The organism is Paenibacillus suaedae (assembly GCF_032337355.1).
In the GTDB taxonomy this organism is placed as follows: Bacteria; Bacillota; Bacilli; order Paenibacillales; family Paenibacillaceae; genus Paenibacillus_B; species Paenibacillus_B suaedae.
The window spans coordinates 91,516-115,477 of the sequence record NZ_JAVYAA010000006.1 but is presented as its reverse complement, the minus strand read 5'-3'; the positions used below and the strand labels follow the sequence as shown (position 1 = coordinate 115,477).

Sequence of the window (23,962 nt, the reverse complement as noted above, 5' to 3'; positions counted from 1 at the left end):
TTGATCGTCATGCAATATCGTCGTCTTGGCAATAGTGGATTGAAGGTGTCTGTGCTTGGATTAGGAACAAATGCGTTCGGCAAGCGGGCCGACAAGCAGGCTTCGACTCGGATTATTCATCAAGCGCTGGACTATGGCATTAACTTTATTGATACGGCTAATATTTATGCTGGTTCAGAATCAGAACGCATCATCGGTGAGGCGCTGACAGGCAATCGACACAATGTCGTGCTGACAACGAAGGCAGGATTAATTCGAGGACAGGGGCCGAACGAGCGCGGGTCATCTCGCTTTCATTTGCAGCAGGAATTAGACAATAGCTTGAAGCGGCTAAATACCGATTATATTGACCTGTATCAAATACATTCATTTGATCCGCATACTCCACTTGAGGAGACGCTGCGGACGCTTGATGATATGATACGTTCAGGCAAGGTGCGGTATATCGGAGCGTCTAACTACGCTGCTTGGGAGCTGATGAAGGCGATTGGCATCAGTGAACGGCTTGGTCTGAATCGTTATGTGTCCATGCAAACCAGCTATTCACTAGCTGATCGAACGCCAGAACTGGAACTGGTTCCGCTATGTCAGGATCAAGGGGTGGGAATCATTCCATATTATCCGCTTGCAGGAGGAATTCTGACAGGAAAATATCGAGTAGAAGATCAGAAGCCAGCTGGCTCACGAGCAGATACGGATCCGAATTTCTACAAATTCTTCAATGAAGAACGGTTTGCGTTAAGTGAACAGGTGAGCGAATTGGCAGCGGATATCGGCTGCAGCCCAAGCTCGTTGTCATTAGCTTGGCTTATGCACCAGCCTTGTGTATCGACAGTCATTGTAGGAGCGACGAAGGTGGAGCAGTTAGAGGACAATATAACGAGTGTCAATGTCGAACTTAATGAAGAACAGTTGAACCGATTGGATGAAATAAGCCGTCGATATCGGTATGGTGAACCTTTTGCTGTATACCGATTGCCTGAGTAAATGAGAAAGTAAGGAAGCAATAGACACCGTCTCTAGATAATAGGGGCGGTTTTTTTGAGTTGAGATTTCGAAATCTTGCGCTCATATTCAAAATACGATGTAAATGGTAGGACGGTATGTATAATAGGGGGATAAATGGCCTGTCCTCATAGCGAACTGATAAACTGTACCTGTTCAATTGTCGTCTTGGTCGGTAAGCTATTATTCAATTGGAACATCTTTCTTGAATTGAACAGTGGAAGGGAGTTGCTGGAATCTGTATGCTTAGACAGAATCCGATCTTGGATCTATCAACTGAGGAACAGTATATGCTAGGCTCATATACGTTAGAGAAAATCAGTCAGTATCTATCATACACCGACGAGGTAGTAGTTGCCCCTGAATTAATCCCGTCAGAAATCGTGCAGTATGCGGAGCAAATTGACTTTGCTGCTCCTGTCAAGCCTCAAACTGCGGTTCAGCATGTTATAGAAGGACTGCGTCGATATCAAGTGCACACAGCACATCCAGGATATTATGGCTTATACAATCCCCGTCCGAACTTTATGGGGATTATGGCAGACACGATAACAGCGGCGTTTAACCCCCAGCTTGCTGCATGGAGTCATGCGCCGCTCGCGGTAGAGATTGAGAATTACGTACTGCGTGAGCTCGCCGTTCAATTTGGTTACCCGCGTGATGTTGCTGATGGAACTTTCACGACTGGGGGAGCGGAAGCTAATATGACTGCTGTCTTAACGGCTCTATCTTATCATTTTCCAAAGTATGCAACAGACGGATTAGCAGCTCTGGAGAAGCCACCCATTCTGTATGCTTCTGAAGAGAGTCATCATTCATTGGTGAAAGCGGCTCGTTCCTGTGGGCTTGGAACGAATTCAATTCGCTCCATTCGTACGAACGATTCCTTGCAAATGGATATAGACGCGTTATTAGAACAAATACGTATAGACCGCGCGCAGGGTTTTGCCCCATTTCTTATTATTGCTACAGCGGGAACGACGGGAGCCGGTGCAATTGATCCGTTAATGGACATCGCAGCAATAGCGGAGCATGAACAGATGTGGCTTCATGTAGATGCTGCTTATGGCGGTGCAATCGTGTTGGATTCCGAAATGTCCTACCATGTGGATGGTATCCAGCAAGCAGATTCAATCGCGTTTGATGCTCATAAGTGGCTGTCCGTTCCGATGGGGGCGGGCATGTACTTCACACGGCATTCACGTATATTGAATGAAACCTTCCGTATAACGGCAGATTATATGCCGAAGGAGGGAGGAGAGCTGCATACGATCGATCCATATACGCATTCCATTCAATGGTCACGGAGATTTATAGGATTGAAGCTGTATCTATCCCTGGCTACTGCGGGTTGGGAAGGATATCGGGCTGTCTTGCGACATCAAATTGAAATGGGCAAGCGATTCAGAGAAGAATTAATGCGATCTGGCTGGACAGTTGCCAACGATACCGTGCTGCCTGTCATCTGCTTTCTTGATCAAGAAGCATGGGAACGAAACGATCAGCATTTCGCTCTAATTGTGAATCAACACGTATTGAGCACAGGGAAAGTGTGGCTATCCGTATTTACCATTCATGGTGTACCAACGCTGCGTGCATGCTTTACCAATTACGATACGAGCGAACAGAATATGAAAGAACTCATTCATTTATTAAATGAGGCCAGATCCCTATATTACAGTCAACGAGCACATGTGTGATAAATGGTATGGGATAAATTACAATGCAGTGGATCATTGCACAATGATAGTGTGTCTACTATAATGTTACCTACAACTTTATAACTGGATGAAGTTTGCGGGAGATAGACGAATCGTCTAGCCGAAGGGGTAAGCTCTCAGGCGCCTAGGCATATCGAACCTTGAGCTCGAGTATGTATAAGCAGGACCGTAAATGGACAGGACTCTGGAGAGACTCCATGATTGGGGCACCGAAGGGGCAAGGCGAATTGAATCTCATGAATTCGTTAAAACTCTCAGGTAAAAGGACAGGGATGCAGAAGCGTAGAAATCGTAAGTCATTGGTATGATGATCTTATTTAGGTATGTCACTTACGTCAGGTTATTTATTCTGCACACATGTCCCCAGGGTCAAATCATTCGATTTGACTCTTTTTATTATTCACAAAGAGGGGAACTGATTTGACAATGATGGAACAATGGTTAGACAAATTGAACAACATGGTATGGGGAGCACCGCTTCTTATTTTATTAGTAGGAACGGGAATTTTATTAACGATCCGCTTGGGAGCGCTACAGTTGTTCCGCCTGCCGCTCGCCTTGAAGTTAATATTCAAGTCGAAGAACGAGGGAGAAGGGGATGTATCCAGCTTCGGTGCATTGGCTACTGCGTTGGCGGCGACAATTGGAACTGGTAATATCGTGGGGGTTGCTACTGCAATAAAGGTGGGTGGACCCGGTGCATTGTTCTGGATGTGGGTTGCTGCATTCTTCGGAATGGCCACCAAATATGCGGAAGGATTGCTTGCTGTCAAGTATCGCAACATTGATGACAATGGACAAGTGCTAGGCGGTCCTATGTATTATATTGAGAAGGGACTTGGCATGAAATTCAAGCCGCTTGCTGTGTTCTTTGCGATTAGCGGAGTACTGGTTGCCTTACTTGGAATTGGTACATTTCCGCAAATTAATGCGATCGTCACTTCTACAGAAGCAAGCCTTGGTGTACCTGCAGTAGTCACTGCGGCAATCGTCACTATCGTGACCGCGCTTGTTACAATTGGCGGGATTCAGAGTATATCGCATGTGACGACGACAATTGTTCCTGTCATGGCTATTATCTATTTTATCGCGAGTTTTGTTGTGCTTATTGCATTTGCGGATCAGATACCGCACGCACTGTCGTTAATTTTCCATGGCGCGTTCAATGCAACAGCAGCAGGTGGCGGCTTCTTGGGAGCAACGGTTATGATGGCGATCCGCAACGGGATTGCAAGAGGCGTATTCTCGAATGAATCAGGTCTCGGAAGCGCACCGATTGCGGCCGCGGCTGCGAAGGTGAAATGGCCGGCTGAGCAAGGACTCATATCAATGACCGGAACATTCATCGATACGATCATCGTCTGCTCGCTTACAGGATTAACATTGATTGTAACGGGTGTATGGAATGGCCCAATGGAAGGAGCGGCCATGACACAGGCAGCATTTGATGCTGCGCTGCCATACGGTTCCCTCATTCTTATGTTTTGCTTGATTTTATTTGCATTTACGACGATTCTTGGCTGGAACTATTACGGCGAACGGTGCATGGTTTATTTATTCGGTGTCAAATCGATTCTGCCGTACCGCCTTATGTTCATTGCGATCATTGGCTTTGGGGCATTTATCAAGCTGGATATGATATGGAAGCTTGCTGATATTGTAAATGGATTAATGGCGCTGCCGAACTTAGTTGCACTGCTCGGTTTGTCTGGAGTCGTTGTGTCTGAGACGCGTCTATATTGGAAGCATAGGGAATCCGAAAAATAAATAGAAGCAGGAAGCTATTCCTGTTCTTAAGTAAACTGCCAAATGCATGAAAGTGAACATTTGGCAGTTTTTTTGCGTTTAATGAAACCTTTTGCCTATCTTGTGCATCTAATTGACAGTTTGATTCGCGTGTATGGGGTAAAGAAGGGAGTAGAAACGGCTTGCATAGCGATATAGAGACAGAAGTGAGATTGGCTAAGGAAGGTAACAAAGAAGCGTTTATTCGACTCATCAAGCAGCATGAAGCCCAAATGTTCAACATGGCCAGGTCGATCGTCAGAAGGGATGAGGATTGTGCAGATGCGATGCAGGAGACTGTGCTCAAGGCTTATCGCGCACTGACCAACCTAAATCATCATGCCTATTTTAAGACTTGGCTCTTTCGGATATTGATCAATGAATGCAATATGATATTGCGGAAGCAGGCTCGCATCATCATGCTGGCTGAACTCCCAGAAGTTGGTGTTGCCACGGCTGAATACAGTGATCATCTTGATTTGCGTCAGGCGATCTATCGGCTTGAGGAAGTATCTCGCAATATTGTTATTTTGTTTTATTTTCAGGATTTGCCTATGCATCAGATCGCCGAGATGATGGATATGTCCGTGGGCGCGGTGAAGACACGGCTGCATCGGGCACGTCACACGCTCGCAGAATGGCTGGATGATACTGAAGAAAGGAAGATGAACGGATGAAAGACATACAACTGCCTATCGATCAGCGACTGGAACAGCTTAGGGAACCATATATTAGCGAGCTGCCAGAATCCGTTCGCAACCGGATGGATCGGACATACCAGATCATCGACGAGATGCTTCCTGGACGGAAGAGAAGAAGTCGGAAGAACCGCTGGCTGCGCAGAGTGTTGATTTCAACAGCGGGTGTAGCGAGCCTCGGGATTGTCATGATCTTCTCGGGTCTTGCCTCTCCAGCGATCGCACAGACGTTGAAGCAGATTCCGTTCATGAATAGCGTATTCAAACTGGTGGGGGATCTTGGCTTGCAAACCGCTGGAGAGAAGGGGATGGTCACCTCAGTCAATCAGCGCGTATCCCATAAGGGAGTGACGCTCACGATTTCTGAGATGATGTATGATGGCAGCAGGCTTTCTCTAGTGCTCAGTAGAGAAGATGCGAATGCGGCGAAGGAGTCTTTTTTTCAGTTATGGAACAAGCAGCGCATGCTTAGCAAGCGGGCCAATAATATCGATTTTTATATGGGAGACAAGCAGATAAATACCGGGATGGGACTGCAGCCGGGTGGGGAGCATGCTCCGCAATCGATAATCGTTACCGCTTTAGATTCTGCTGATCTCGAGCTTCCAGACTCGTTCGAAATGAAGATGGTCGTGTATTTGGCTGATGTGGATGAGAATTACGAGTTCCTCTTCCCGATCAAGAAGGATACGGAGCGAACGATTATCCTGAAGACATCAGAGACCAAATCACATGATTCGATAAATATGACGATCGATCGAGTCGAAATTACCCCCATCACAACCCGCTTGCTCGTCGGTGTCCACGGGGCAAGCGGAGAAGAAGATTATCGTAAAATGCTGGATGCAATACCGGATAACTATAAAGTTGATGGGTTCCTCAATCTTGAGTTCGATATCGAGGATGAGCAGGGAAATGAACAGAATGCAATTGCTGGGAATGGTTCAGGAGAAGGAAAAGGAATGGTGTTCTCAACCTCTTACGAGCCGTTCAAGGTGAAGCCTAGCTTTATCGTCATTAAGCCGTTTGTAAGAAAAGGCCCGGATAAGAACTATATTCCACAGCTGGAGTTCAAGCTGCCCGTTCGATGAGAGGATTGCATTCCTCGATCATTCGCGTGTAACATGAATATTGATGGAATTATGCCATTACATCATGTATTTCAGTCGGAGGAGAGTTCACATCATGGAGCGCTTGAATGATTTGGAACCAGGTATTCGAAGCATCGTTAAGGATTTTATTGAATCAGGACGTCCTTCTGCGAGACAGCAGAGCTATCAGGATCGCCGTCAAGGTTATGTACAATCGGTTGTGTTGGCAGGAGAAGCGGAGCCTATTTGGAAAATCACCGATCATACGATCGATTCCATTCCTTTACGCATTTACCGACCGTCGTATGAGTCTAATCTTCCTGTTATGATCTATTATCATGGCGGGTGCTTTGTGAGCGGGGATTTCACAACTCATGACCGCCAGTTAAGAGCATTAGCTAACAAGGGGAACTCGATCGTGGTAGCGGTAGATTACCGCTTGGCACCAGAGCATGCCTATCCAGCAGCTCATGATGATGCCTATAAGGCTGCACAAATTGTGCGTGAGCATGCCGTATCATGGGGAGGAAATCCGAACGATATTACACTGGCAGGTGATAGTGCGGGCGGACACATTGCGCTAGTAACGTCCTTGCGGCTCAAGGCGCAAAAGGAATGGATGCCAACAAGACAAATCTTGATATATCCGATGTTGGATGCAAGCGGAGCAAGCGATAGTTATCAACGGTACGGAGATGATTACGTGATCACTCGCGACGCACTGCTCAGCGGTTTTGAAGCTTATTTCGGAGACATTCCGGCAGAACATCCAGAGGCAAGTCCTATTCAGCGCAGCGAATTGGAAGGATTGCCATACACACATATTCTTCTTGCCGAATTCGATCCTCTTGCAGACGAGGGAGAAATGTTGTATCGGCGGCTGCTTGATGCAGGAGTTGGTGCAGAGTGCAGGAAGTACTTCGGTGTCAATCATGGATTTTTCCAACTCGCGGGCATAAGCGGCGCTGCACGGACGGCCATCCAGGACGTTGCCTCTATTATGACGAGGTAACAATAGATACAATCATTTGCTTGAACTAGATATAGAAAATTTGAAATAGATATAGATATAGATATAGATATAGATACAGATAAAAAGAAGAGATAAAAAGGTGAATAGATAAATTCCTAGTTGAATCAGCGGCAGACGGTTCATATCCGGTTACGAGCGTACTGATCTGTCGCTGTACAACTAGGATAATAGAGTTAAGTCATACTCAGAAAACCTTTCTTCCATTTTCTAATTTTCGTTCGGAAATTTGTAAATGGAGCAACCGAATTAATATGTATCCATCGAGCCATCGGCCAATTCTGCTTGTCCCCTGTCCAATTGCGAACCCCTTGTCTGAACAACGCCTCATCGTTATAGCTATCAATCCAATTCACCCACAACTGTACGGCATCCTTAAGTTGATTCCTCAATTCAGTTAACGAGTAAGATGAATAATGCTCGTAGAAAGATTGATATAATGCACCGAGTTGATTCCACTTATAGTCTAGAGAAGGCATATGTACGATTTCGCCTTCCTGTTCCTGCTTGTCCCACCCCATAACGAGATGCAGCCAGCCTAATTGATAGGCGATGATCTCGGCTGGAGTTCGATCTACCCCAGTGATCCGAACATCCCTTGCACCGTCCTCGATATCGTTGAATTCTTCATCAAACCGCCTGTAGGTATATTGGATTGCATCAATTAAGGCAGCCTTATTGTTGTAATGATATGCTGTCATCGTGTTATCCCTCCTATTCAGTTCCTGTATATAGTATGACATTGGTAACTTGACAACTGGTTGTCAACAATAATTGAACTTTGGAAATTTTGATTTCGCTGCAGAGTTGGAAAAGTCCCTTTGCAATCGGGGATATTCATTCATAGGCTCTAATGGGATTGTTCCAAGATCCATGTCTGTCTATTGAGCTTGTTTTGAAAGGTCTGATAGAGTAGTGATAGCAATAATGGCAATAAAAGGATTTTGGTCTATATCATAGTACTTTACAGGAAGGTGCTTGCTAGGGATGAATAAGATGTTTGCCACGCTAAGTGCAGTCATCGTATTAGCATGTTCATTACTAATATACCATTTTGTAATGGATGATTCGCATGTTGAACGTACTAATTCACACAGTCAATTATCGCTTATCGATGCACTGCATGTTGGAATGGTAGCGGCAAAAAAGTGGAATCCCGAAGCTGTCCTACTCTATGTGACAAGCGTGGATGACGGGTTAGGGAAGACAAGTGGACAAGAAGGTACAAGGAGTCGATGGAATTTACAAGTGGGTGCCCCTGCGAACAAGCGCGCTGTTATTGCGATTCGGGATGGAAAGGTGGATAAGGTCATACCTGGAATAGGTAATTACAATTCCGAATGGATGGTATCTACCGACAAGGTCAAGATTGACAGTACTGTGGCAGTACTCAAAAGCATACGGTCAAGACATTTGCTGCCTGGAGATGGATGGGCTAACGGCTATCACTTTATTCTTCAGGCAGGAGAAGGATTGACTACAATTAAGGTGATTGGCCGAGATGATCAAGATCAACTGCAGCAGATCGAGTTCGATGCTGTAACGGGGAGGATATTGTCTGGACAAGGGGAGTGATTAAGATGAGAAAGTGGTTTGCAGCCATAATCATGTCAGCAGCACTTCTATTTACCGGAGTATCTACAGCGAAGGCGGATATCACGTATATGAATGAAGATTTTACTGCTTATACAGGGGCAGCAGGAGACAATAACCCGGTGTTTGCTGGTGGAAAAGCTGCCTACATCGGTGGTGTTGCTGTGCATCCGACAATCTGGGGGGCGGGAAACTGGAACAAGCCTGTTTTTCCGTTTGGTACAATGATTGTATTAAATAATAATGAGAGCATATCGATTCCAGGCGGTTACGTGATAAACACGTTTGTTGTGGAAGATACAGGGGATCTCAAGAATACAGCTAAACTCTCATATCGTTGGATTGATGTCTATTTCGGGAAATATAGCACTGCCAATCATCAAGCGGCTATTAACTTTGGCAAAAAGAAGCTCAGTTATACGGTAATATCTTAATAACTACTGGAATAGGGTACTACTGGAATCAGCATTTCTCCATATCTAAGGTGAGATGCTGTTTCTTTCTGTTTTCAAGCCTTGCCTATGACGTTACGTCATAGTGTACATTGAAGGTAATATGACGAGAGGAGATGTCCTATTGAATGAACACATGTATACCGTTAAAGCTTTTGCAACACTAACTGGTGTTACAGAACGCACGCTTCATTTTTATGATCGGAAAGGGTTGATGGCTCCTTCTAGTTACAATGAACATGGACATCGTCTGTACAGTAAGGATGACATTTCAACCATGCAGAAAATTATTACTCTCAAATATTTGGGGTTTTCTTTACAGGAAATCGCGGATTACCTTGCGAACCATGATTCACCTCAAATGCGCGATACACTGCAAAAGCAGAAAGCTATGCTCGCGAAAAAAAGAGAAGAGCTTGATTATGTAATCAATACGATTACGCGGGTGGAACAGATTATGCAAGATGAAGATTTAGACAGTGACCTGTTACTAGCGATCATCCACTCGATCCATCGTGAAAAGGAACAAGAAGAGTGGCTATCAGACCGATTGCCACAATCAGTTATCGAACATGCGCTTCTAAAGCATCTTTCCCCACAGGAACGACTAAAATTCGAGAGGGAAATGCTCGCTATTGTGAATCAATTGCAGCATTATTGCAAATTAGGAGTATCGCCATCCGAAGTAGTGGTTCAGCGTACCATCGAGCACATGATTACGACTATGAATGAACACATTGCACCACATTATCAGGAGAAAATAGCGGAGTTAGATCTCGATGATCATTCGCAGCTTTACGTGTCCATATTCTCCAAGGAAGTAGAGTATTACATCAAAGAGGCCGTAAATCGATTTGAGGAAAATCAGTTAAGGAGGAGCTGAAGATGTCAAGCATCGTATCAGATGTACGTCATCTAATCTATTATTCGATTATGATTTGGATGAAGAAACCAGGTAAGGAGCGGGGAGAGGCATTCTCCTATCATCAACATTCACAGTTCAAAACTATGGCCGTCTTTTTATCCATTTTACTTATAATCGAAGGTGTATTGTTTCATTTTCTCGTACAAATGTGGAGTGAACTTGCTGCATGGATCCTTTCAGCTATTAATATCTATGGACTGTTCTATCTGATGGCACTATATAAATCTGCAAAATACTTGCCACACCTAGTTGTGGACAATCGAATCATTATTCGTTGTGGTTATCAAAACAGGATTGAAGTGCCCCTGAACAATGTTGCCGTCATACAGAAAGCCAAAGAAATCAGCATGGGGGAGAAAATTCCGAAAGATATGCATTATGCTGTCATTATCTGTGATTCCCCACAATACGAAATTGTTCTAAAAGAACCAATCGAGACAAAAGGGTTGTTCGGGAGGACGATCCCGAAACGTTCCGTGGTATTCAGGTGTGATAACCCGGAAGCTTTGCTGCTGAAGCTAAATCAAGGGATCCAACATGCTAATGGGGGGTGATTCGTCGAGATAAATCAGATGTTACTGGAAATAAACTGAACTTTCTTAGCGTTCAAACGTACTATCCTATAAGTACATAATTGGGGAGGCATAAGAATGAAGAAAAGCTTGTCTTTGGTATTGGCAATAAGTATGGTTGTTGCAATGCTTGTTCCGACGAGCGCAATGGCCGCAGCTTCAAATGGGGGCTTGAATTACTCCGCTACTAAAAAAGTTGCTACTGAAAAAGCTTCACTGCTAACGGACACTTTCGGTACGACAAGTATTCAATATGCACTCATTGATCATGGTAACATCATAGTATCTGGGCAAGCCGGAAAAAATGATGCTCAAGGAAAAGTACCACTGTCGAAAAACACGATGTATGGAATCGGATCAACCAGCAAGGTATTTACCACGGTAGCCGTTATGAAACTGGTTGAAGAAGGAAAGGTAGATCTAGATACCCCTGTTGCGCAATACATCCCTGAATTCACAATGAAGGATGAACGGTATAAGAAGATTACACCACGTATGCTGTTGAATCACTCTTCGGGGCTCCGGGGATCAACGTTAGGAAATAGCTTCTTGCTCGGGGACAATGACACGATCAACCATGATACGCTGCTGGAGCAATTGAAGAAGCAGACGCTGAAGGCTGATCCAGGTGCATTTTCTGTTTATTGCAATGATGGATTTACATTAGCTGAAATTCTGGTAGAACGGGTGAGCGGAATGGGCTTTACTAAATTCCTTCATCAATATATTACAGAACCAGCAGCTATGTCTCATACGAAAACACCGTTGGACAATGTAGATAAAACAAAGTTTGCAGGCACGTATCACCCTGCATATGAAGGACAGCTCCCTACGGAAAACGCCAATGTCATCGGTGCGGGTGGGATATACTCGACGGCTGAGGATCTTGTTCGTTTCGCGCAAATCTTTACAGGGGAGAATGACAAAGTATTGTCGTCTACATCTGTGAAAGCAATGCGTCAAGAGGAATATAAGCGAGGATTCTGGCCAGAAGGAGAAGTCGACACGATCGTGAATTATGGACTTGGCTGGGACAGTGTAAATCTCTATCCATTCAATAGATATGGTATTCAAGCTGAGAATAAGGGCGGCGACACGATCATGTATCATGCTTCGCTCGTTGTACTTCCAGAACACAATATGGCAGCGGCCGTCTTGTCTTCGGGTGGATCCAGCTCGACAAATGCGATGTTGGCGAACGAGATGGTGCTGCAGGCATTGAAAGAGAAAGGTACGATTAAGGAGTTAAAACCTGCTAAATCATTCGGCAAGCCGAAGAAAGCGGCAATGCCAGCTGATGTTGCCAAAAATGCAGGTTATTATGCGTCTACCAATGTTGTCATGAAAGTAGCGATTGCTAAGAGCGGTGAACTGTCAATCACTTATAATCAAGCACCTGACATGCCCGCAGCGAAGTATGTATATACAGCAGACGGCACATTTATGGATGAAGAAGGCACGACGAAGATAAGGTTCGATGCGAAAGACAATGGACGCACCTATTTATGGCAAAGTATGTACTTAGATGTACCAGGACTTTCTCAACTAGCTCTGACTCAGTATACTGGTGAAAAGCTCGAGAAAAATGATATCTCCAAAGAAGTTGAGTCCGCATGGACGAAGCGCATAGGCAAAAAGTATTTTCCGGTGAGTGAAAAATATAGCTCAATCGCTTATCTACTTATGGACGGGGGTAAAATCAATAAACACGCCGAACTGCCTGGTTATGTGGATGATAAGACCATTACAGGCCCGGATTCGGCAAGTAATCAGGTGCAAATCCCAGCTATGGGCGGAAGGGATACTATGGAATATCAGTTCTTCACAAAGGACGGAGTGGAGTACTTAGATAGTTCAGGGTATATTATGGTATCAGAGGATACAATTAAGCCATTGTATCAAGGTTCGAAATCTACTGTAAGCATTCAAGAGGATGGTTATGCAAGATGGTTTAAGCTTCCTAAAGCAGTTGCTGGGAAGAAGCTGACCGTTAAGACAATGCCTAAGCAATCTTCATTTGCAGTGTACAATGAGCAGGGGCAAGTCGTACAATTCTCCTTATCGTCAACAGGGAAACAAGGAATTGAACTGCCTAGCGGTGGTACCATTGTATTTGCTGGTGAAGCGGGAGCTAAGTTCGAAGTCTCGATTAAATAAGTAAAAGTAATCTTTTCTTATACGAAATCATGAGTCACTAGGTAATGATTTAGCTGAAAAGCCGCTGGATATATATCCGGCGGCTTTGTTTGTTGATATGCTAAGCAATTGTTGTTCTTCGGATCATGATGAAGGAAAGTAACGAATAGAAAACCGCCAAGGCGAATAAGCAAGAAGCAAGTTGCGCAGCTGAATGGCTGCCGATCCATGTGAATATGCTGCCCCACCAGTTGTAGTACGTACAGAGATAACTGAAGATGGAGAAAATGACAAGCATGACTGGGAACAAGATGAACATTCCCATGCGGCCATAACGACGGAAGAACATGGCAATGACGAACCCTAAGGAGCAAAGATGTATAGCTGTGCCAAAATAAGTCCACCATTGTTCAAATAAATTTCCGTCTGTAAGATACGGTAGACTAAAGAAATGGAAATTTACGCCTAAGCTCTGTGTAATGCTGCTTTCGCTAATGGACATTAGCATTACAATCGTGGCAACTGTTACGCTGGAAAGCAGTAGCATCAAATTGGTTCCAAAATAGTAGTCTGTTCTGCGGATGCTAATTCCAAATGCGAAGGGAAAGGTTTGAGTAACGGCTACGATGCCGAGAACCAATAGATAGATAAAAATAGAGACCAATCCACCGCTGAAGTAACCTCGTTCCGGTTGGAGCAAATAGCCGACTAACACATTAATCAGAAAACTAGGGAGCAGAACAAAACACCACGGGGCGAGAAACCAAAGTATGTGATCCTTGCTGTACATTTTCATAACGGTTGTTACTCGATTCATCGAGAATCCACCGCCTTGCGATCAGATTTTCTTTTTGTGAGGTGAACAATAAGCTGCTGCAGGGATACTGTTGAGAGATCAAGGCCTAACGATTCTGCTTGTTCTCGGATATGAGGAGTCAGCTTGCCAAGCACGGTTGCAGATAGCAGTCCACCTAACAGCTGCCGATCGATGATTGTATTTCCAGAGATGAATGACTCAACTAGTTCCCTCTGACCAACGACGGAGTAGGCACGGCCTCGCAAAGCATCACTTTCCTCATTCAAAATGATCTTACCCCCATCGATAACGATCACATGCTCTAAAAATTGACTGACTTCATCGATTAAATGTGTGGACAGCACGATCGTTCGCGGATGTTCCGCATAATCTTCAATCAACCGGTCGTAGAACAAGTTGCGAGCCACTGCATCAAGTCCAAGATAGGGTTCATCGAAAATGGTCAGCGGAGCTCGACTTGCCAATCCAATAACAATGCCAACGGAAGACAGCATGCCGCGTGACAGCTTCTTGACTCGTCTCTTCAAGGGAAGATTAAAATCATTCAGCAGCTTAGATGCAAATTCTTTATCCCAATTCGGGAAGATGGAAGGGCAGAGATCAATCACATCAATGACTCGAAAGCTGTCTGGATACTTCTGGCTTTCTTTAATGAAGCAAATCTTGCTCAGAACGCGATTATTCTCATAAGGCGACTCCCCGAACACATACAGTTCACCGCCGCTTGGAAACGATTGTGCAGTCAGCATATGCATAATGGTTGTTTTTCCTGCGCCATTGCGCCCAAGCAGGCCATAAATTTTGTCAGCTTCTAGTGTAAAGCTAACATCGTGTACGACAGTAACATCACCGTATGACTTGGTTAATCCCTTAACTTCAGCAATGGTTCTCATTGCGTTCGATCTCCTCTCTGAATCAAGTCTGTTAATTGTTCCCTGGAAATGCCAAGCTTCTCTGCTTCGCGAATCATGGAGACCACATACTGTTCGTAAAAAAGTTCTTTCCGCTTTTCCATGAGTTTTGCTCTCGCTCCTGTCGATACAAACATGCCTATCCCACGCTTTTTGTACAAAATGTTCTCATCAACCAGCAAATTGACACCCTTGGCCGCAGTAGCGGGATTGATCTGAAAAAAGGAAGCAAATTGGTTCGTTGAAGGGACTTGCGATTCTTCTGGCAATCGACCTTCGATGATGTCATCCTCAATCCGTTCGGCAATTTGCACAAAAATGGGGCGGCTGTCGTCCATTGTGACTGTCATATCTACACCACCAAACTGGTTAATTACTCATGTAACTAACTATATAACTGATGGTGTTATCTGTCAACCCACATTTACCCAGTTTTCTGATTTGGTTCGATGCTGCAATCTTGTTCGTTGAATAGGAATAAGGGGATGTTCTAACGCTGAAGGAAATACAAAGACTCGCTGCCGGAAGGGGAAGCGAGTCTATTATTCGCAGTATGTTGTATGTAGAAGGAATCATGGTTTTATTGCTGCGTTCCACCAAAGAAAATAGATAGTAGAAATGCAAACGATAAGAAAGTACATAGAGGCACATACAGCCAGGTATCCATTTTTGCAAATTTCGTGTTGCTGATTCGCTTGAACAACCCGACATAATTGAAGTCGCCTATGACTCGCAAGGCGAATACGACAGCGCATATCCATGCGCCTGCTTGCAGGAGAACAGCATTGAAACGAAATGAAATGTAGGATGCACGCATAAGTAAAATGACGGCTGCAAGGGCAAGAAGAACAGCAATGAGCAGGGTCATTACCGGTCGTGGAGAGAATGTGCGTTTGCCATTTTTTTCGGGAATTACAGCTGTTGTGCCCCATGTACCACGGCATGCCCAATATACATGGAGCAGGCTGATGAGATATAGGATACAGGCCGCAACAAGACTGATTACTGATTCCATCAACGATTCCTCCTTTTTTACTGAATGTAGGTTTGAGCGATGATATTTGCTGAAAGGCAATGCTGATTGACAAAGAGGACGGTAAGAGCATTTTAGATTGATAACAAAAGTTCTTACGTGATAAGATGGTTGTAATTATTTCTGGTAGATGAAGAAATGATTGCTAATTTCATTATAGATCCATTTATCAATTGGTCAATAAGGGAGAAGAACGGTAGAAATGGAAAGCACATATGAAGAAGCAGTTCAATTGAGGGCTCAAGGGCAAGCCGGGCAGGCGATAACAATCTTTGCACAATTGCTGGAGAAGGACCCGAATAATGCCGAGTTGCTGTATCAAATGGCATGCGCACACGATAACTTAGGATTAGAGAAGCAGGCGGTGCCCTATTATGTAGCAGCTCTTCGCAATCAATTAGGTGAATCTCATCGACCTGGAGCTTTATTAGGCCTAGGAAGCACCTATCGGACACTGGGCCAATACGAAGATGCGAAGGAGATATTGGCACAGGGTGTGAGTGAATTCCCGAATCATAGAGAGCTTAAGGTGTTCTATGCAATGGCACTGTACAATGTTGGTGAGCATGCAGAAGCGATGAAATTACTGCTGACAGAGCTAGTAGATACGACGAATGATGCAGGAATCGCTAGTTTCGAGAAAGCAATTCGTTTCTATGCAGATAAATTGGATCAAATATGGGACGAGTAGACAAAATGAGTTTTCATTTATGTCTAGAATGGCATACCTGAAGAAGCAGGATTTAGTCATGCTTTAAAACGCTCACGAAGAAGCAAACTTGTGGTATGTTGTGCAGATACCCGAAGAAACATGATTCTGTCATGTCTCTTCGGGAAATACGTTTTTTGGACTTTTTTCGAGTACAGATTTCGTTTTCTACGTATACTCTGATCGTATCCTTTCCTCAATTCCTCTTATCAACAATCATATGTTTTGTTGCTCGGCACATTCATTGAATGATCTGAACTTGGATCAGAACTTGCTACTGCAAAGTTGTATGCTGAGCGAAGGGTTTTATAACCGCCCATCATAATGCCAAGCGCAAGCACACCAGCTGCAATTGCCACCGTGAACCCCATATGTACACCAAAATGATCCACCATCCATCCAGCAATCGCAGAGCCAAGCGCAACCCCGATACCAAGTCCTGTTGTTGCCCATGTCATTCCTTCGGTTAACTGATGTGAAGGAACGATCTTCTCCACCAATCCCATCGTGATAATCATCGTAGGTGCGACGGACATACCCGCAAAGAAGACAGTAATCGCCAATGTAGTTAGATTGTTGACGAAGAATAGAGGAAGCAAGGTTACCAATGCAAGACTAACCGCAATTGCAAATTGACGATACAACGGTATGTTGATTGTAAGTGTGCCGAAGATAAGACCTGCCAAGCATGATCCGATTGCGTAGACAGACAGGACGTAGCTGGCTGCGATGGTGTTCCCCTGTTGTTCGGCAAAGGCAACACTTACAACATCCACGGTTCCAAATATCGTGCCGATTGCAGCAAGTGTAAGAGCAAGCAAGCGCAATGCACCGATTTTGAACACAGATCCCTGACTCGTGTTATGCTGCAGCTGTACTGCCGGTTCACTGCTCTTGTGCATCGTAAATAGTACAATGCCAAATGCCATAAATAAGCATGCGGCGAGAGGGCCAGCTTCTGGGAAAACGGACACGCATAATCCAACGGAAATGACAGGGCCGATAATGAAGCAAATTTCATCGACGACGGATTCAAAGGAATAAGCAGTATGCAGTTTGGGCGATCCCCGATACAGCTCCGTCCAACGTGCACGCACCATTGCGGGCATGCTGGGCATGCAGCCAGCCATGATTGCGAACAGAAAGAGCGTCCAATCGGGCGCGCCTAATCGTGCACATAGCAGCAGAGCCGATATGGAGATAATGCTTAACGCTGCTGCGGGACGAAGAACTCGTGATTGCCCCAACCGATCAACCAATCGGGATATTTGCGGGGCAAGCAGCGCCGAAGCGAAGGCAAAAGTGGCAGCGATGGCTCCAGCGAGACCGTATTCTCCGCGCATTTGAGCAATCATGGTAACCAAGCCGATTCCAGTCATAGAGATCGGCATTCTAGCGATAAATCCAGCGGCAGAAAAAATATGAGAACCCGGAGCAGCAAATAATTCTCGATAAGCACGTAACATATTACAATGTTCCTCCTAGCTGAAATAGGGTAGTTTCCATTTACATACGAAGCGTATGCAATTATAATATTCACATACGTGGTGTATGTCAATAACAATCGAGGAAAAATGCGGTATGAAATGTCTCGGATCTGTATGTTATAAATCTTGTTAATTTCAAATTTTATTGTAGAATAGAACGAAATATAAAACTGAGCTAGCATCGTGCAAACAGCATAACGGTGCAGGAGGGAACATGGTTCGAAAAGCAAGAAAAGAAATGATCGAGGAGACAAAGGGAAAGCTGCTTGAAGCGGCAAGAGAAGCGTTCGGAACAATCGGCTATGCCAATACGTCGATGGATGAGTTAACTGCTTCCGTAGGATTGACGCGAGGTGCGCTGTACCATCATTTTGGCGATAAGAAGGGTCTGCTTGCGGCAGTTGTTGACGAAATTGATCAAGAGATGGATAATCGCCTTCACGATATTTCGAATGCGGCAGCAACGTCATGGGAAGGCTTTGTTGGTCGATGCCGTGCGTATATTGAAATGGCAATTGAGCCGGAAATTCAGCGCATCGTACTTAGAGACGCGCCTTCCGTTCTTGGGAATGGATTTACTCATCCTTCTCAGTCTCAATGCTTAGCGACAATGGCAACAATGCTTCAGCAATTTATGGACGAAGGAATCATTGCGGTTACGGATAGTCATGCATTAGCACGGATGTTGAACGGCGGGCTTATGAACGCAGCCTTCTGGGTAGCTAATTCTCAGGATGCGGAGAAGGAGCTGGCCGTTGCGTTGCACAGCTTGGGAGTTGTATTAGACGGGTTGCGGATGAAATCAAAGTAGCTGAATCGATCATGTAAATCAATGAGATCTTTAAAAGATGATGAATAAGTAATCTCAGGAGGGAACGATGATGAAGCAAATTATTGCAATGGGAGGCGGAGGATTCTCGATGGAGCCGGAGAACCCTCTTCTGGATCTGTATGTCTTGCAGCAAGCTAGTTCGGAAAATCCGAAAGTATGCTTTGTGCCAACAGCAAGCGGAGATGCGGATGGGTATATACAGCGGTTTTATAAGGCATTTGGAGAACATGCATGTGAGCCTTCCCATCTGTCATTATTCAACCCTCCGACGACGGATTTGGAAGACTATGTGCTGAGCAAAGACATCATGTATGTTGGCGGCGGCAATACACGCAATTTGCTAGTGTTGTGGAAGGAATGGGGCTTGGATGCCATTCTGAAGAAAGCATGGGAGCAAGGCATTATTTTGGCTGGGTTAAGTGCTGGTTCCATCTGTTGGTTCGAAGAAGGAGTAACAGATTCAGTACCCGGGGAGCTGACCGGATTAACTTGCTTAGGGCTTTTGCCAGGAAGCAATTGTCCGCATTATGATGGGGAACAAGAGCGGAGACCCAGCTATCATCGGTTAATGCAGGAAGGCATGGTTGGACATGGCATAGCTGTTGATGATGGTGTAGGTATTCACTATTTGGATCGGAACATACATCGAGTGATCAGCTCCAGACCGCATGCAAGAGCCTACTGCGTAGAATCTAGAAACGGAGTCATAACAGAAAACGGGCTAGTTCCCGTGTTCTTAGGTGAATCATAGGTGAATCATAGGTGACACATAGGTATGACATAGGAAAACAAAGAGAAATAAAGAGAAACAAAGAGTAGCACATAGAATCTAGAGAGACCTAAAAAAGTAAAAACTATAAAAAGAAGAGAAAGAAATAGAGAAATATAGAGAGATATCTCAGCGAAAACCATGCAGGCGCAAATGAGAACGCAAGGGATACTCGTACGTCATTTTATGATGCCTCGAACAGAACATTTCCTAAGAATGTCAATCGGAACAGACGAAGAGATGGAACGATTTGTTGAAGCCTATGAAGTTATCTTGAAGCAGATGATTGGTTCAACCTCGTAGAATTCCATGCATCATTCAAATAGAAGAGCAGATCGTTAGATAAATAAACGATCTGCTCTTCTTTAATTCTATCCGGAATGATGCTTATACGCAATATGGAACGGGATAGCTGCCAATGCTGCAAGTAATGCTAATGATATCTTCGTTACGCCATACGGTTAGACTAACTTGCTCATCAATCGCCAGTTCACAGATGGCTGCTTCCAAGTCAGAGTAGCTAGAAATGGTCTTGTTGTTGATGTTCACTATGATGTCACCAGGTTGGAGTCCAGCAACAGCGGCTGGGGAAGAATCCTTAACCGACAATACCTTGGAGCCAGCCGGCTGCCCGTCTTGCGGATGAACAGTCATATGCTGAATGCCGATCCATGTTCTCCACATTTTATCTCGTGAATCCTGACCGATCTCGTATACGTTCTTCAAGTTGTGAAGGAAGAGAAGGGTTCCATACGCCATATTGTCGGCAATCGCTTGTCCCGCATCTCCAAAAGGAAGTTCAAGGCGGTACTCGATTGAAACTCGAACGCCAGCAGCCTCTTGGGTAAGTGTGGTAATGGTCAACGACATATCCTCGCCTTGCAGAATGAAATGCTTGCCGTGTTCAATTTCAGTAATGACGCCTGAAGTGCTCGCTCCCCATCCATGATCCAGTTCCATTCGACCGCCAACACGGAAATCAACACTTGCTTCCTTGGCATACCAGCGAGTTAATTGCTCTGCTTCTGTTAATGCCTTCCATACCTTCTCAATGGGCGCTTCGATAATCATATCTCTTTTCACGGATTGAAAGCTGTTCATTGGTTATCTTCACCTTCCAAAAATGTTTTGAGTTGAGTTAAGCGATCTCCTAATATGTAACCCATATCTTGCAAAAGGGATTGATATGCAGATTGCAGCAAGGCTCGCTCCAAACGGTAAATTCGGTATTTTCCTTGCTTCTGCTCGCTAATCACTCCTTCTTCTAATAAAATTTGCAAGTGCTTTTTAACGGCGGGTTGAGAGATGTGGAAAAACTGAACAAAATCCGATTGCGTTCGATCTCCTTGTGCGAGCATATGAAGAATCGTCCTGCGTGTCGGGTCGCTTAGAACACGATAAATATCCGTAATACTCACCTCATATATAACCGTATGGTTATATGATATTCGACGAAAAAGCCATTGTCAACAAGATCGTTAACAAAATCTGCATTTTATTTGGTAATCTATCGCTTATGTGCGGCTGTACGGTGTGAATGACATGTTTAACAAGTAGATATTTTCAAGGCATATTTCATGGCAGATTAATGGCATTCCATGTCATCAGAAAATGATTTTGAAAATCTTGCTCGCGAGGAGACTAGACTATGATTACGAACATTCATGTGGCGAACATGTTACAGATGTATAGGGACGATACGGTTAATTTCTATCGATTAATTGATAATAGCTGGGAGGATGAACACCGGTATGTGGCGATCGTCAACACGACGAGTGGAGAAGATATTGTTTTAAAGTACTATAGCAACTCATATACGGACAGCAGCAAGATAGAAGGCCAGCAATACTCGTTAACAGATGCGGAACGTAGTGCCGTTAATATGCTGTATAACATCTTTCGGCCGTTCCGTTTGGATAAAGTGGACACGACGCTTCGCAAAGCAGAAGAGGGACTATGGAAAGAAGTCAAGGAGCGGGCTGAGCTGGATGCATTACGAGCTGACTCGCGACGATATATTGGATTTCTTGGAAAGCTAGCAGGAGGCGAGGGAGATCACGATTGATTGCTCTATTGCTCTCCCTCGTATGTTGACAGCATATTTCGTATTTCGCTTATGACTTTGTTGCGCAGTTCGCCAGGCTGTATTGCTTCGATCGCGGAGCCAAAACCTAGAATAATTTGTGCTGCTGAATCAAGCGTATGGAACTCCACATCAGCATAATACCAGCCCTCATGAGCAGACTCGATTTGTAGTAGTTTCACGTATCGTTCATGCTTGAGACGTTGGAGTAAATCATCTCTAACACCAATTCGTGCAGGATACCGAGGCAGGGTAGACGTAAATTGCTTTGTGGATTCCTCCCAATAGCGAGCAAGATCGAATCCGTCAGGACGGGCAAAAGCTTGATTCAACATTTCTGCATTGCGTATCCGTGAGATGCGATAGCTGCGGAACCCATCTTCTACTTGAGCCACGACATACCATACTCCTCGTTTGGCAACTAATCCGAGCGGCATGATGTCTCGAATCACAATACTGTCGTGCCGTTCATAGGTGATGCGCAGCTTATGCTGTATCCACACGGCCTGCTGCACGTTTGATAGGTATTGTGCAGTGTCTTCCGTTTGGCGCCATCCCGCCCCATCTATGTGTATACGTTCTCTGGCGATGTCGGCGTCTCTCCTCATTTCAATCGGACTTGCGGCAAGCAATTTATGATAAGCATTGTCGAGTTCTTGTCGAAGACCGAGATCGTCAACTAATGACGAGGACTTCATTAAGAGCAATGACATCAATTCTTGCGGCTTCATGCCCGTCAATTGCGTTCGATACCCTTCTGACAACGACCACCCTCCGCTGGAACCACGCTCAGCGTAGACCGGGATACCGGCCATACTGAGGGACTCCATATCACGCATAATGGTTCTATCAGATACCTCCAGCTTCTGGGCTAGGTCTCGCGTTGTCATTTTGCCATAGCTTTGCAGCATGAGCATAATAGACATTAATCGATCGGCTCGCATGTGACACTCCCTTATCTTGAATCAGGTGATGATTATCCGAACTATATTAATATGACAGTCGTTGTCATATATCATCCTTTACACTTAAGAAAAAGTCAAATCATTTGAGGAGGTAACTGCATGAAACCATTGCAGAATCAAATTGCGGTTGTAGCGGGAGCGACGAGGGGGGCAGGGCGAGGGATCGCGGCAATGCTAGGGGAAGCAGGAGCAACTGTATACTGTACAGGAAGAAGCACACGAGCAGCGCAATCCGATATGCAGCGCATGGAAACGATCGAGGATACGGCAGAAATCGTAACGGCATTTGGGGGAATCGGGATACCGGTACAGGTGGATCATACGAAGGAAGATGAAGTGAAAGCCCTCTTCGAAAAAGTGCGGAACGAACAAAATGGTCGCCTTGATATCTTGGTGAATGATGTATGGGGCGGTGATCCATTGACGGAATGGGGCAAGTCATTCTGGGAGCATTCACTTAGAGATGGGCTGCTCATGCAGGAGAGAGCGGTTCATTCTCACATGATAACGAGCTATTATGGTGCGCCGCTAATGGTAGAGCGGAAGCAAGGGCTCATTATTGAGATTACGGATGGCGTTGACTATCGTTATCGTGGAAACTTGTATTACAGTCTGGCTAAGGTGTCAGCGATTCATTTGGCAGCAGCTATGGCGGAAGAATTGCGTCCACACGGAGTTACTGCTGTTGCGGTTACTCCTGGGTTTTTGCGTTCGGAAGCGATGCTCGATCTTTTCGGCGTTACGAAGGACAATTGGAAGGATGCGCTGAAGCAGGAGCCGCATTTCATTATGTCTGAAACACCGATATATGTTGGAAGAGCGATTGCTGCACTTGCGGCTGATCCGAAGAAAATAGAGAAAACGGGGCAGACGCTCAGCTCCTGGGGACTTTCTGATCAGTATGACTTCGTTGACGAGGATGGGAATAGACCTCACTGGGGCAATTATGCCGCAAAACTTGGACTGTAAAGTCACACAAATAGGGGATACTTCATACTTCTGTTATCGATGTATCCAACAATGACAACCTGTATTTCCTGCCAAGGCAGCAAATGAAGGGCATCCTGACATGGGATGCCCTTCGCAACTCAACCTTGTTTTTCAATGAAAATGAGACATGTGATGTCACGGTATGGAACGGGTTTGCACCATATATATGTGAACGTGGATGAATGAAGTCATGAGTCATTCTTCGAATCAGACATTTCGAATTCGTTTTTGATTGACGGTATTGATTCCTATAGCGCATAGTAAGACAGGGGAACGTCATGAATGAAACAAAGAAGGTTGAACACATGCTGTTTAGCGCACGCTCTATCAGCAAGAATTTCATGCCGTAGAAGGGGAT

26 protein-coding genes and 1 riboswitch are annotated in these 23,962 nt (G+C 44.9%); of the genes, 17 read left to right on the top strand and 9 right to left on the bottom strand.

Annotation, left to right across the window (positions count from 1 at the left end; all coding sequences use genetic code 11):
* Nucleotides 1-9: 9 nt before the first annotated feature.
* From RQP50_RS21865 to RQP50_RS21840, 6 genes are all read left to right on the top strand, one after another.
* Nucleotides 10-987 (top strand): aldo/keto reductase, encoded by a 978-nt coding sequence (locus RQP50_RS21865; protein ID WP_072731742.1) that lies wholly within the window; start codon nucleotides 10-12, stop codon nucleotides 985-987.
* Nucleotides 988-1,247: 260 nt separating this feature from the next.
* Nucleotides 1,248-2,705 (top strand): pyridoxal phosphate-dependent decarboxylase family protein, encoded by a 1,458-nt coding sequence (locus RQP50_RS21860; protein ID WP_315746739.1) that lies wholly within the window; start codon nucleotides 1,248-1,250, stop codon nucleotides 2,703-2,705.
* Between the two features lie 195 nt (nucleotides 2,706-2,900).
* A riboswitch (glycine riboswitch) is annotated at nucleotides 2,901-3,006 on the top strand.
* Between the two features lie 146 nt (nucleotides 3,007-3,152).
* A complete protein-coding gene (locus RQP50_RS21855) occupies nucleotides 3,153-4,493 on the top strand; it encodes an alanine/glycine:cation symporter family protein (protein ID WP_227775138.1) in 1,341 nt (446 codons plus the stop codon).
* Nucleotides 4,494-4,654: 161 nt separating this feature from the next.
* The gene (locus RQP50_RS21850) at nucleotides 4,655-5,188 is read left to right on the top strand and encodes a sigma-70 family RNA polymerase sigma factor (protein ID WP_021253554.1); all 534 of its coding nucleotides are present in this window, start codon (nucleotides 4,655-4,657) and stop codon (nucleotides 5,186-5,188) included.
* Nucleotides 5,185-6,300 carry a DUF4179 domain-containing protein gene (locus tag RQP50_RS21845; protein WP_315746738.1) on the top strand — a complete coding sequence of 372 codons (1,116 nt, stop codon included), beginning with the start codon at nucleotides 5,185-5,187 and terminating at the stop codon, nucleotides 6,298-6,300. The genes RQP50_RS21850 and RQP50_RS21845 overlap by 4 nt, the downstream gene beginning before the upstream one ends.
* 94 nt (nucleotides 6,301-6,394) lie before the next feature.
* On the top strand, nucleotides 6,395-7,312 hold the full coding sequence (locus tag RQP50_RS21840; protein ID WP_315746737.1) for an alpha/beta hydrolase: 918 nt from the start codon (nucleotides 6,395-6,397) through the stop codon (nucleotides 7,310-7,312).
* Nucleotides 7,313-7,506: 194 nt separating this feature from the next.
* On the opposite strand, the gene RQP50_RS21835 is transcribed toward RQP50_RS21840, so the two are convergent.
* The gene (locus RQP50_RS21835) at nucleotides 7,507-8,031 is read right to left on the bottom strand and encodes a ClbS/DfsB family four-helix bundle protein (RefSeq protein WP_315746736.1); all 525 of its coding nucleotides are present in this window, start codon (nucleotides 8,029-8,031) and stop codon (nucleotides 7,507-7,509) included.
* Nucleotides 8,032-8,317: 286 nt separating this feature from the next.
* Here RQP50_RS21835 and RQP50_RS21830 point away from each other — a divergent pair, with 286 nt between their 5' ends.
* The 5 genes from RQP50_RS21830 (at nucleotide 8,318) to RQP50_RS21810 (ending at nucleotide 13,029) form a co-directional block, all read left to right on the top strand.
* The gene (locus RQP50_RS21830; RefSeq protein WP_072731734.1) at nucleotides 8,318-8,905 is read left to right on the top strand and encodes a hypothetical protein; all 588 of its coding nucleotides are present in this window, start codon (nucleotides 8,318-8,320) and stop codon (nucleotides 8,903-8,905) included.
* Nucleotides 8,906-8,910: 5 nt separating this feature from the next.
* Nucleotides 8,911-9,357 carry a hypothetical protein gene (locus tag RQP50_RS21825; protein ID WP_072731733.1) on the top strand — a complete coding sequence of 149 codons (447 nt, stop codon included), beginning with the start codon at nucleotides 8,911-8,913 and terminating at the stop codon, nucleotides 9,355-9,357.
* A gap of 142 nt (nucleotides 9,358-9,499) precedes the next feature.
* Nucleotides 9,500-10,258: a MerR family transcriptional regulator gene (locus RQP50_RS21820; protein WP_315746735.1), complete on the top strand. Its 759-nt coding sequence runs from the start codon at nucleotides 9,500-9,502 to the stop codon at nucleotides 10,256-10,258.
* A 2-nt stretch (nucleotides 10,259-10,260) separates the two neighbouring features.
* The gene (locus RQP50_RS21815; protein WP_315746734.1) at nucleotides 10,261-10,854 is read left to right on the top strand and encodes a hypothetical protein; all 594 of its coding nucleotides are present in this window, start codon (nucleotides 10,261-10,263) and stop codon (nucleotides 10,852-10,854) included.
* 96 nt (nucleotides 10,855-10,950) lie between these two features.
* Complete coding sequence (locus RQP50_RS21810; protein WP_315746733.1) at nucleotides 10,951-13,029, top strand: serine hydrolase domain-containing protein; 2,079 nt, start codon at nucleotides 10,951-10,953, stop codon at nucleotides 13,027-13,029.
* A gap of 100 nt (nucleotides 13,030-13,129) precedes the next feature.
* Here RQP50_RS21810 and RQP50_RS21805 read toward each other — a convergent pair whose 3' ends face one another.
* From RQP50_RS21805 to RQP50_RS21790, 4 genes are all read right to left on the bottom strand, one after another.
* Nucleotides 13,130-13,825, bottom strand: a complete 696-nt coding sequence (locus tag RQP50_RS21805) for a hypothetical protein (protein ID WP_072731726.1) — start codon at nucleotides 13,823-13,825, stop codon at nucleotides 13,130-13,132.
* Complete coding sequence (locus RQP50_RS21800) at nucleotides 13,822-14,718, bottom strand: ABC transporter ATP-binding protein (RefSeq protein ID WP_072731724.1); 897 nt, start codon at nucleotides 14,716-14,718, stop codon at nucleotides 13,822-13,824. The genes RQP50_RS21805 and RQP50_RS21800 overlap by 4 nt, the downstream gene beginning before the upstream one ends.
* Nucleotides 14,715-15,086 carry a GntR family transcriptional regulator gene (locus RQP50_RS21795; RefSeq protein ID WP_315746732.1) on the bottom strand — a complete coding sequence of 124 codons (372 nt, stop codon included), beginning with the start codon at nucleotides 15,084-15,086 and terminating at the stop codon, nucleotides 14,715-14,717. The genes RQP50_RS21800 and RQP50_RS21795 overlap by 4 nt, the downstream gene beginning before the upstream one ends.
* A gap of 230 nt (nucleotides 15,087-15,316) precedes the next feature.
* The gene (locus tag RQP50_RS21790) at nucleotides 15,317-15,751 is read right to left on the bottom strand and encodes a DUF3995 domain-containing protein (protein WP_315746731.1); all 435 of its coding nucleotides are present in this window, start codon (nucleotides 15,749-15,751) and stop codon (nucleotides 15,317-15,319) included.
* 220 nt (nucleotides 15,752-15,971) lie between these two features.
* On the opposite strand from RQP50_RS21790, the gene RQP50_RS21785 reads away from it, so the two are divergent.
* Nucleotides 15,972-16,460, top strand: a complete 489-nt coding sequence (locus RQP50_RS21785) for a tetratricopeptide repeat protein (RefSeq protein WP_072731721.1) — start codon at nucleotides 15,972-15,974, stop codon at nucleotides 16,458-16,460.
* Between the two features lie 227 nt (nucleotides 16,461-16,687).
* Here the strand turns inward: RQP50_RS21785 and RQP50_RS21780 are convergent, their stop codons facing one another.
* Nucleotides 16,688-17,944: an MFS transporter gene (locus tag RQP50_RS21780; protein WP_072731720.1), complete on the bottom strand. Its 1,257-nt coding sequence runs from the start codon at nucleotides 17,942-17,944 to the stop codon at nucleotides 16,688-16,690.
* A gap of 235 nt (nucleotides 17,945-18,179) precedes the next feature.
* Here RQP50_RS21780 and RQP50_RS21775 point away from each other — a divergent pair, with 235 nt between their 5' ends.
* The 3 genes from RQP50_RS21775 to RQP50_RS21765 all read left to right on the top strand — a co-directional run bounded on the left by RQP50_RS21775 (nucleotide 18,180) and on the right by RQP50_RS21765 (nucleotide 19,869).
* On the top strand, nucleotides 18,180-18,776 hold the full coding sequence (locus RQP50_RS21775; protein ID WP_072731718.1) for a TetR/AcrR family transcriptional regulator: 597 nt from the start codon (nucleotides 18,180-18,182) through the stop codon (nucleotides 18,774-18,776).
* A gap of 70 nt (nucleotides 18,777-18,846) precedes the next feature.
* Complete coding sequence (locus tag RQP50_RS21770; protein WP_072731716.1) at nucleotides 18,847-19,548, top strand: Type 1 glutamine amidotransferase-like domain-containing protein; 702 nt, start codon at nucleotides 18,847-18,849, stop codon at nucleotides 19,546-19,548.
* Between the two features lie 171 nt (nucleotides 19,549-19,719).
* Entirely contained in the window at nucleotides 19,720-19,869 is a 150-nt protein-coding gene (locus RQP50_RS21765) for a hypothetical protein (RefSeq protein WP_315746730.1), read from the top strand.
* 84 nt (nucleotides 19,870-19,953) lie between these two features.
* On the opposite strand, the gene RQP50_RS21760 is transcribed toward RQP50_RS21765, so the two are convergent.
* Nucleotides 19,954-20,667 carry a PDZ domain-containing protein gene (locus RQP50_RS21760; RefSeq protein ID WP_315746729.1) on the bottom strand — a complete coding sequence of 238 codons (714 nt, stop codon included), beginning with the start codon at nucleotides 20,665-20,667 and terminating at the stop codon, nucleotides 19,954-19,956.
* On the bottom strand, nucleotides 20,664-20,984 hold the full coding sequence (locus tag RQP50_RS21755) for an ArsR/SmtB family transcription factor (RefSeq protein WP_315746728.1): 321 nt from the start codon (nucleotides 20,982-20,984) through the stop codon (nucleotides 20,664-20,666). Before RQP50_RS21755 ends, RQP50_RS21760 begins: the two co-directional genes overlap by 4 nt.
* A gap of 230 nt (nucleotides 20,985-21,214) precedes the next feature.
* Between RQP50_RS21755 and RQP50_RS21750 the strand changes: the two genes are divergently transcribed.
* Nucleotides 21,215-21,631, top strand: a complete 417-nt coding sequence (locus tag RQP50_RS21750) for a hypothetical protein (protein WP_315746727.1) — start codon at nucleotides 21,215-21,217, stop codon at nucleotides 21,629-21,631.
* 5 nt (nucleotides 21,632-21,636) lie between these two features.
* On the opposite strand, the gene RQP50_RS21745 is transcribed toward RQP50_RS21750, so the two are convergent.
* Complete coding sequence (locus RQP50_RS21745; protein WP_315746726.1) at nucleotides 21,637-22,593, bottom strand: helix-turn-helix transcriptional regulator; 957 nt, start codon at nucleotides 22,591-22,593, stop codon at nucleotides 21,637-21,639.
* Between the two features lie 120 nt (nucleotides 22,594-22,713).
* Between RQP50_RS21745 and RQP50_RS21740 the strand changes: the two genes are divergently transcribed.
* A complete protein-coding gene (locus tag RQP50_RS21740; RefSeq protein WP_315746725.1) occupies nucleotides 22,714-23,583 on the top strand; it encodes an SDR family oxidoreductase in 870 nt (289 codons plus the stop codon).
* Nucleotides 23,584-23,962: the final 379 nt, after the last annotated feature.